At 72.0% G+C, this 7,980-nt stretch carries 7 protein-coding genes; 2 read left to right on the top strand and 5 right to left on the bottom strand.

Annotated features, from left to right (window positions below; translation table 11 throughout):
- A partial coding sequence (locus AC3A5R_RS09660) for a hypothetical protein (protein ID WP_487620532.1) occupies positions 1–454 on the bottom strand: 454 nt, incomplete at its 3' end.
- Between the two features lie 182 nt (positions 455–636).
- Here AC3A5R_RS09660 and AC3A5R_RS09655 point away from each other — a divergent pair.
- A complete protein-coding gene (locus AC3A5R_RS09655) occupies positions 637–1,029 on the top strand; it encodes a tautomerase family protein (protein ID WP_487620531.1) in 393 nt (130 codons plus the stop codon).
- Between the two features lie 20 nt (positions 1,030–1,049).
- Here AC3A5R_RS09655 and AC3A5R_RS09650 read toward each other — a convergent pair whose 3' ends face one another.
- A complete protein-coding gene (locus AC3A5R_RS09650; protein ID WP_487620530.1) occupies positions 1,050–1,619 on the bottom strand; it encodes a P-loop nucleotide/nucleoside kinase family protein in 570 nt (189 codons plus the stop codon).
- Entirely contained in the window at positions 1,616–2,485 is an 870-nt protein-coding gene (locus tag AC3A5R_RS09645; RefSeq protein ID WP_487620529.1) for an alpha/beta hydrolase, read from the bottom strand. The genes AC3A5R_RS09650 and AC3A5R_RS09645 overlap by 4 nt, the downstream gene beginning before the upstream one ends.
- A gap of 170 nt (positions 2,486–2,655) precedes the next feature.
- Here AC3A5R_RS09645 and AC3A5R_RS09640 point away from each other — a divergent pair, with 170 nt between their 5' ends.
- The gene (locus AC3A5R_RS09640; RefSeq protein ID WP_487620528.1) at positions 2,656–4,938 is read left to right on the top strand and encodes an FG-GAP-like repeat-containing protein; all 2,283 of its coding nucleotides are present in this window, start codon (positions 2,656–2,658) and stop codon (positions 4,936–4,938) included.
- A gap of 10 nt (positions 4,939–4,948) precedes the next feature.
- Here AC3A5R_RS09640 and AC3A5R_RS09635 read toward each other — a convergent pair whose 3' ends face one another.
- Positions 4,949–6,292, bottom strand: a complete 1,344-nt coding sequence (locus AC3A5R_RS09635; RefSeq protein ID WP_487620527.1) for a DUF1501 domain-containing protein — start codon at positions 6,290–6,292, stop codon at positions 4,949–4,951.
- A 10-nt stretch (positions 6,293–6,302) separates the two neighbouring features.
- Positions 6,303–7,952 carry a DUF1800 domain-containing protein gene (locus AC3A5R_RS09630; RefSeq protein ID WP_487620526.1) on the bottom strand — a complete coding sequence of 550 codons (1,650 nt, stop codon included), beginning with the start codon at positions 7,950–7,952 and terminating at the stop codon, positions 6,303–6,305.
- Positions 7,953–7,980: the final 28 nt, after the last annotated feature.

The raw sequence follows: 7,980 nt of genomic DNA, 5'->3' as shown, positions 1-7,980 counted from the left end.
GGCCGGTGGCGGTGGTGACCTCGAGCCTGGTGAGCCGGTCGGCGTCGAGCCACCCGGTCGGGGTCGTGCCGCCGAGGTCGGCGGTGCGGGCCAGCTCGGTGGACTCGATGCAGGAGCGCAGCCGCGCGAGCGCGTGCAGGCCTGCGGCGTCGAGGACGGCCTTGGCGTGCTCGACCGCCTCCAGGAGGCGCAGCTCGGCGTCGGACTGCGCCTCGAGGTCGGTCAGGGGCGACGCGGTGAGGTCGTCGCCGGCGGCCTCGAGCAGCTCGGCCACGAGGTCGGGCAGCTGATCGGCCAGGACGTGCCGGGCGACCTCGCGCCGCAGGGACCGCTCGACCATGGACCGGCCTCGCGCCCGGGCGGGCGCGGACTCGTGGTGCCGGGGCGGGTACAGCACGGCCAGCGACGACACGTCGCCGGCCGCGTCGTGCTCCTCACCTACCCCTGTCCCCATCTCCCGATCGAACACCAGTTCGAATAGAATGTCAAGGGTTCAGCCGGTCGAAGATGCTGTCGCACAGTCGGATCCCCTTGATCGGTGGTGGACTGACGAGCTCCGTCGAACGTCAGTCGAGCAGTGGAGTCGAGGCCGTGGAAGCATGGCGCGACCACCACGCCGATGCCGGAAGGGAACCCATGCCCAGCACCCTGATCGAGGTCCGTCGCCGCTACACGCCGGACGAGCAGGTCGCGTTGATCGACGCGGTCCATGCGGCGCTCGTCGCGGCGTTCCGGATCCCGGAGGCCGACCGTTTCATCCGGCTGGCCGAGTTCGAGCCGCACGCGATGGTGAACGGGCTGCACGAGGGTGTCGCCGACACGTATCTGCGGGTCACGATCGACTGCTTCTCCGGACGCTCCACCGAGGCCAAGCGCGCCCTCTACCGCGAGATCGTCGAACGGCTCGGCCACCACGGGATCCCGCGTGAGCACGTGTCGATCCTGTTGCGGGAGAGCCCTCCCGAGAACTGGGGGTCCGGCGGTATCGCCGCGAGCGACTACGACCTCGGCTTCGAGGTCAACGTGTAGGTGCGGCCTTCTCGCCGGGATCAGCAGGACGCGCGTTCGTACGCCTCGTCGAGGACCTGCCGGGTGGTGCTCTCGGCATCGAGCCCGGAGGAGTCCAGCCACCATCCCCGTGACCCGTAGCCCGTCCACATGTTCGCTCGCAGCCGGTCGTGGCCGTCGAAGGCGAACTGCTCCATGGATGGCCGTTGCCGGTCACGCTCCACGCACACGGCGGCGCCGGGATCGAGGACGACCAGCCGTAACCGCGGGCCGAGAGCCGCGCGGTAGACCTCGAGCTGTTCGGCGTCGGGCACGATCCAGTCGATGACAGGCGTGAAGCCGGCGGCCATGACGTTCACGGCGAGAGAGCAGATGTTGTCGTTGCACAGGGCCACCTGGCGGGCCGCCTCGTCGGGCGGGTCCCCGAGGGGCCAGACGTAGCCGCCCACGACGAGGCGGGCGACGGTGTCGCCCTCGATGAGGGCGGAGCGGGACAGGGCCCGGGCCACATGGCGCGCCACCGTGGACTTGCCCGCGCCCGGCCCTCCGGTGACGAGCAGGCAGGCCCGGCCGGCGTCGAGCCGGCTCGAAGCGGAGCCGGGAACCGTCACGCGTCCGCCCCCTCGTCGTCGCTCGGTCGGAAGACCCATCGCAGCGCGTCCGGCAGGAGCACCCCGCCGTGGTTGGGGCTGTGCGCGCCGTCGCCGAGGACGAGCCGGAAGTCGTAGCCCGCCTCGGCCAGCGCCGCTGCCACCCGCAGGTTGTCGGCGAGCCAGTTCCACTCCGGCTCGTTCCAGCCGAGGTCACGGTGGCCGGCCTGCAGGAAGATGCGCAGGGGCTTGCGGGGCGTCTCGGCGATGAGCTGCGGATACGGGCTGCCCCCGGGCATCTGGGCGAAGCTCGACAGGAAGGCGACGACGCGGCCGAACTCGTCCGGACGCGTCCACGCCGCGGTGAACGAGCCGTTGCCTCCGCTGCTGCCGCCGCAGACGGCCCGGTCGGCGGGGTCGGCGCTCAGCGCCCAACGGTCCTGCACGAGGGGCAGCACCTCGTCGAGCACGAAGGTGGCGTACCGGTCGTCGAAGGCGTCGTACTCGGCGTTGCGGTTCTTCCGCTCGTCGGGGTCGTCCACGTCGACGAAGACGCCCGGGTCGACGAACACCCCGATCGTCGGGGGCAGCGCCCCCGAGCCGACGAGGTTGTCCAGCACGATGCCGGCCCGCACCTGGCCGTCGGGGTCGAGGTACCACCGGCCGTCCTGGAACACGACCACACGGGCCGGCGTCGCGGCATCGTGCCCGGCCGGCACGTGGACCCAGACGCGTCGGGACGTGCCGGGGTAGACGGTGCTGTCCGGCAGGGAGACCTCGACCGTCCGACCCTCGGGGATGCCCGGCCTGCGCTGCGAGTCGGGGCCGTGCTCGTACACCACCTCGGACTGGTCGACCGGCAGCGATCGGTAGGGGATCGTCTCCACGGACGCACACGCTAGGGAACCGACGGCCCGGACGGCCACCACTTTCTCTGCCACCGAGGGACCGAAGCACGGGAGTGGCTCCCGGGAGCTCGTGACCGGAATGAACCCGTCGACGGGTGGTCCAGGCCCTATGCTTCGGTCGTTCGTCCGCATGTCCTACAGGGGGACTCGTGTTCTCGTTCGACCATGTTCGTGGTCGGCTCGCAGCTCTGCTCGCAGTCGGAGTCGCGGCCACCAGCATCGCCGCTTCGTCACCCGCGGCCTGGGCCGCCGACGACGTCGCACCGCGGCTCGACGCCATCACGTTCACGTCGCCGGCCGATGTCCGGCCGGGCGACCCGGTCACGATCTCGTACTCGGCCACCGACGCCTCGCCGACGGTCTCGATCGAGGCCACCTTCGAGGACGCCGCGGGGCGTCGGACCTACTGGGACTTCGGTGACCAGCTGCCGCTCGACGGCGTTGCGTCTACGACCGTGTCGGACGGGCTCGCCAATGCGGTGACCCGTCTCAAGGTCCTCACGGTCACGGACGCGTCCGGTAACCGTACGGGGTACTCGGCCGACAGCATGAGCTGCGTGCCCGAATGCCTTGGCGCGGTGCACCACCTCTCGTTCGACGTCTCGCTGTCGGTCAGTGGTTCGACGGCCGACGCGCAGGTGCCCCTCCTGACCTCTCTCTCCGTTGCCACGCCGACCGTGCCCGTCGGCCAGGTGGCCCGCCTCGACCTGGGCGTGGACGAGGAACACCCGCAGGTGGCGGCAGTGGGCCCTGTTCCCGTGGCCGTCTTCACCAACGGGCACGAGACGTTTCGCCTCACCGGCCGGTCCACCGATTACGCGTCCGTGGTCGGGGTGGTCCCGGCATCGGTACCGAACGGCACCTACAGGCTGGACGCGATCTACCTGAGCGACCTGCCGGGCAACATGGTGTCCTACCTCGCAACGGGCGTCGTGCGCCTGCGGCCGCCGGGCAGCGCCGTCGGCCCTGCGTCGCATTCGTTGCCCTTCACGACGACGACCATCTCGGTCACCGGTTCGTCGGTGGACGGTGACTCGCCCGTGCTGTCGAGCCTCGCGTACCGACAGCCGGCCGTCGTCAGCGGCGGGACCGGCTCGATCTCCTACGTGGCGACGGAGCAAGCCCTCGACTCGGTGAGGATCCAGTACACGCCCACCTACGGCGCCCAGAGCCCTGGCCTCTGGGGCTGGGAGACCAAGGTCACGGGACCCGGCGTAGCGTCGGGCACGGTGCCTGCGGTCAGTCCGGGGCAGTGGTACGCGGACGTGGTCACCCTGCGGGACAAGGCCGGCAACTCCAGCAGCTACTACCGCGACGGCACCTTGACGTGCAACCGCTCGTGCCCGACCACCCACAACATCGACCTGGCGACCCTCGACCTGACGGTCATCGCCAGGCCCACGGCGCCGTTGTGGGTCGAGACGACTCCGTCCGACCGGTCGGCCAGGGTTCAGTGGGGCGACGCGGCTGACACCGGCAACAGCGCGGTCACGGGTTACACCGTCACCGTCTCGCCCGGTGGCAGGACCTACACGGTCGGCGCGGCAGCCCGCGCACTCACGGTGTCGGGCCTGACGAACAACGCGACCTACAGCATCGCGGTCCGTGCCAAGAACGCCGCCGGCGTCGGGGCCTCGCGCGCCGCCACCGCCACTCCTCGTCCTCTGCAGCGCCTCTTCCTCACGCTGGACGTCAGCAACGACGGCCGGGCCGACATCATCGGCGTCACGAGGGGCAACGTCGCCTACATCTACCGCGGGAACGGCCGGGGCGGCATCGCCGGCAGCACCAGGGTCGGCTCGGGCCTCGGTGAGGTGCGTGCCCTCCTGCCGGCCGTGGCGAGGCCGAACGACGACTTCTTCGGCGGCAACATCCTGGCGGTCGGCCCCTCGGGGTACGACGAGGCGTGGTGGGCCTACAACGGCAACCGCCTCGTGGCGTTCAACTCGCTCTTCGCGTCGAAGTTCAAGAGCTACCGCCACATCGTCACGCCGGGAGACTTCAACGGCAACGCGAAGGCGGACGTCCTGACCGTCGCCGACAACGGCGACATGTACCTCTGGGCCAACAAGGACTGGACCCACTTCTACGCGCCGAGGCGCGTCGGGAGCGGGTGGCAGTCCTTCATCAGCATCGTGGGCGTCGGCGACCTCGACGGAGACCGACGCAACGACCTCGTCGCCCGCAAGGCCGACGGCACCCTCTGGCTCTACCCGGGCAACGGCGCCGGCGGCTTCCGGCCCCGCAAGCAGATCGGCACGAGCTGGAACGGGTTCAGCCAGATCGCCGGCCTGGGCGACTTCACCGGCGACCGGCGCAACGACCTGCTGGCTCTGGCCCCGAACGGCTACCTGTACGTCTACAAGGGCAACGGCAAGGGAGGGTTCTCCGGCCGGATCCTCGTCTCGAAGGGCTTCAGCAGCTTCGTCTGAGCCCGGGACCTCAGGTGCGGGCCGCGAACAGCCCGACCCGGCTCGTCGAGAGACCGGGGAACACCGTGGAGGTGGCGAGCCCGGCCCGCTTCTCGAGCGCCTCCGCCAGCACGGTCCGGTAGTCGGTCGTGCCGGCGAGGTCACCCTGGTCGAGGGCGGCCGCCCCGAGGCCGAGCCAGCGCCCGTACACCTGCCCGCCGCGCACCCCGCCGCCCAGGACGAACGAGACGTTGCCGTGGCCGTGGTCGAGCCCGCCGGAGGCGTTCTCGGCGACGCGTCGACCGAACTCGCTCATCGTCACGAGCGTGACGTCGGCCATCTTCGCTCCGAGGTCCCGGTCGAAGGCGGCCAGCGCCTGGCCGAGCTCGGTCAGCTGGCGGAACATCCAGCCAGAGTCGCTCGCGCCGAGGCCGGAGTGCATGTCCCAGTTGCCGACGTCGACGGTCGCCGCCCGAAGCCCGACTCCGGCCTTGACGAGCCGGGCCACCTCGCGCAGCGCGTCGCCGAGGTCGCCCTTCGGGTACTGGGCGCCGTTCTCGGGCGTGTAGCCCTGCGCCTTGAGCTGCGCGGTTGTCGAGAGCGCGCCGAGGGTGGCGCGGGCGGGCCCGCCGAGCGTCGCCGGGGCACCGGCGTAGAGCGCCGAGAGCGCCGTCGTCCACCGGGCCTGCTCGGTGTCGTTCCAGGCGCCGCTGAGGCTGAAGTCGTCGACGCGGCGGATCGCGATCTCGGGGTTCGGGCCGAGCATCGACTGGGGCGCGCTCGTCGCCCCGACGGCCGCGGAGGAGAACGTCGTCACGGTGCCGGTGAGCCCGATCATCCGGTCGAGCCAGCCGGTGCGGAGCGTCGAGCCGGGGGCCGCGTTCTCCATCGCCGCCATCGCCTCGAAGTGCGAGCGCGTCGGGTTGACCTGGCCGACGGCCTGGACGGCGGCGAGGGCGCCACGGTCCCAGATGGCCTTGAGCGGCGCGAGCGCCGGGTGCAGGCCGAACGTCGCGTCGAGCTGGATGGCCCGCGAGGTCGGCACGGCGATCGTCGGGCGGGCAACGGCATAGGCCGGATCGCCCACGGGCGCAACGGCGGACAGGCCGTCGAACCCGCCGCGGAGGCTGAGCACGACGATGGTGTCGCCGGTGTAGTCGGTGCCGGCGAAGGCCAGCTGCGTGGCCGCGCTGGGGCTCGCGACGCCGACGACGGCACCGATGGCTCCGAGGGCACCGGCCCCCGCGAGCAGCGTCCGGCGGGAGACCTGCGAGGCGAGCGCCTGACCCTGCGGGCAGCCGCACTCGGCCACCCCGGCGACGGCGGGGTCGAGGGAGCCGACGACGTGCGTCGGGAGCGCGGGGCTGGTGGTCATGGCGTCGTCCTCAGCGGGTCGCGAAAGCGGGGGAGTCGAGCAGGAGCGCGACGACGTACGGCAGCCGCCATGTCAGGGCGGGTGCGTCGGCCTTGAGCGCGTCGGTGGGGGCGTGCTCGAGGAACCGGCAGACGGCGTCGCGCTGGGCCGTCGACACCGTCACGAGCAGCCGGGCCGCGAGGGCCTCGACGAACGCGCCGTAGGTGGCCGGCCGCGTCGTCGGCACGAGCGTCGACAGCGCCGGGCGCGGCATCGCCTTGAGCGTCCAGCTGCCCGCCAGCCCGAGGTGGAAGTTCCAGCGGTTGAGGGTGCTCGACGCGCCACCGAGGGCGCCGGCGACATCCGGGTAGCCGTTCGGCGCAGGCCAGCCCATCGGCGCCTGGCCGAAGGTCCCTGTGAGCCAGAGCAGCCCGCGCAGGTCCGCCTTGGCCGGGTCGGCCGGTGCCGGCTCCGGCCCGAGGCCGAGGATGCGGCACGACGCGAGGGCGTCCTCGTAGGGCGTGCGCACCTTCTTGCCGATCGACGCAGCGAACTCGGGGGAGAGGAACAGCGCCCTCAGGACCGGGGCGATCGCCGTGTTGTTGGCCGTGTACACCTGCGCCAGCTTCGTGACGAGCGTCGCCGGTGGGGTGTCGGAGACGTAGCGGATGCAGAGCTTCGTCGCGATCCGCTTCGCCGTCGAGGGGTGCGTCGCGAGGTAGGTGAGGTAGGAGGTCGCGACGGCGTCGCCACCCTCGGGGCTCGTGTTGGCGTGGCTCCAGCCCATGACCTTGAGCGCCCCGACGTACCGGCGCTGCGGCTTGTAGGAGTAGAGGCCCGACTCGGAGTCGACAGACAGGCCGGTGAGGGCCAGCGCCGACATCTTGACGTCGGCTTCGGTGTAGGCACCGGCGCCGACGGTGTGCAGCTCGAGCAGCTCGCGGGCGTAGTTCTCGTTCGGGGCCTGCTTGCGACTGTCGGCGTTGTCGAGCACCTTGAGCATCGCCGGGTGGCGCGCCGCCGCGCCCAGCATCGCCGTGTACGTGCCGAGTGCGTTCTTGCGGACGACGTCACGCTGGAACAGGTGCGCGCTGTCCCAGACCTCGCTGCTCGGCACCGGGATGACGAGGTGGTTGGTCCAGAAGTCGACGACCGTCTCGAGCAGCTGCCGACGCGACCACAGCGCCCGTGCCAGGTGCGACTCGAGCAGGTCGTACATGACGTCCCAGGAGCCGTTCGCCGCGACCCGCTCGCGCACCTCCCAGATCCTCCAGCCCAGGCGCGGCCAGCGCTTGAGCACGCCGTCCATCGTCGTGTCCGGCACCTTCGTCAGGGGCGCCAGCTGGGCGTCCAGCCACGCGGTCGTGCCGGTCGCGCGGACCTCGGCGACGAGCGCCGGTGTCGGGCCGAAGGTCGCCCGACGCAGCAGGTGCAGGACGGGGTCGCTCGCCGACGCGCCGAGGGTGGCGATCACCGCGGGCGCGGCGGTGGCGACCGTCGCCGAGGTGGCGGCCGGCGTCGACGCGGGTGCGCCCGCAGCCTGCGCCGTGGCCGCCTGCGCGACCGCGAGCGACGCGCCGCCCCCGAGGCCCGCGAGCACCCGGCGGCGCTCAACGCTGCTGACGCGCGCCACCGCCGGCCCCTTCCCGGGTCCTGCCACCTGCTCGGTCGTGTCCGACATCTCGTTCGCCCCCTCGGTCGCCGTCACC

It is taken from the genome of Intrasporangium sp. Soil_C_50 (genome assembly GCF_057656595.1).
The sequence above is the reverse complement of the archived record's forward strand: the minus strand, read 5'-3'. Positions and strand labels throughout refer to the sequence as shown.

Bases quoted from the DNA above. Each gene is read 5' to 3' on its own strand.
- AC3A5R_RS09655 (WP_487620531.1), top strand. From the start codon at position 637: ATGCCCAGCACCCTGATCGAGGTCCGTCGCCGCTACACGCCGGACGAG.
- AC3A5R_RS09635 (WP_487620527.1), bottom strand. From the start codon at position 6,292: ATGACCACCAGCCCCGCGCTCCCGACGCACGTCGTCGGCTCCCTCGAC.
- AC3A5R_RS09630 (WP_487620526.1), bottom strand. From the start codon at position 7,952: ATGTCGGACACGACCGAGCAGGTGGCAGGACCCGGGAAGGGGCCGGCG.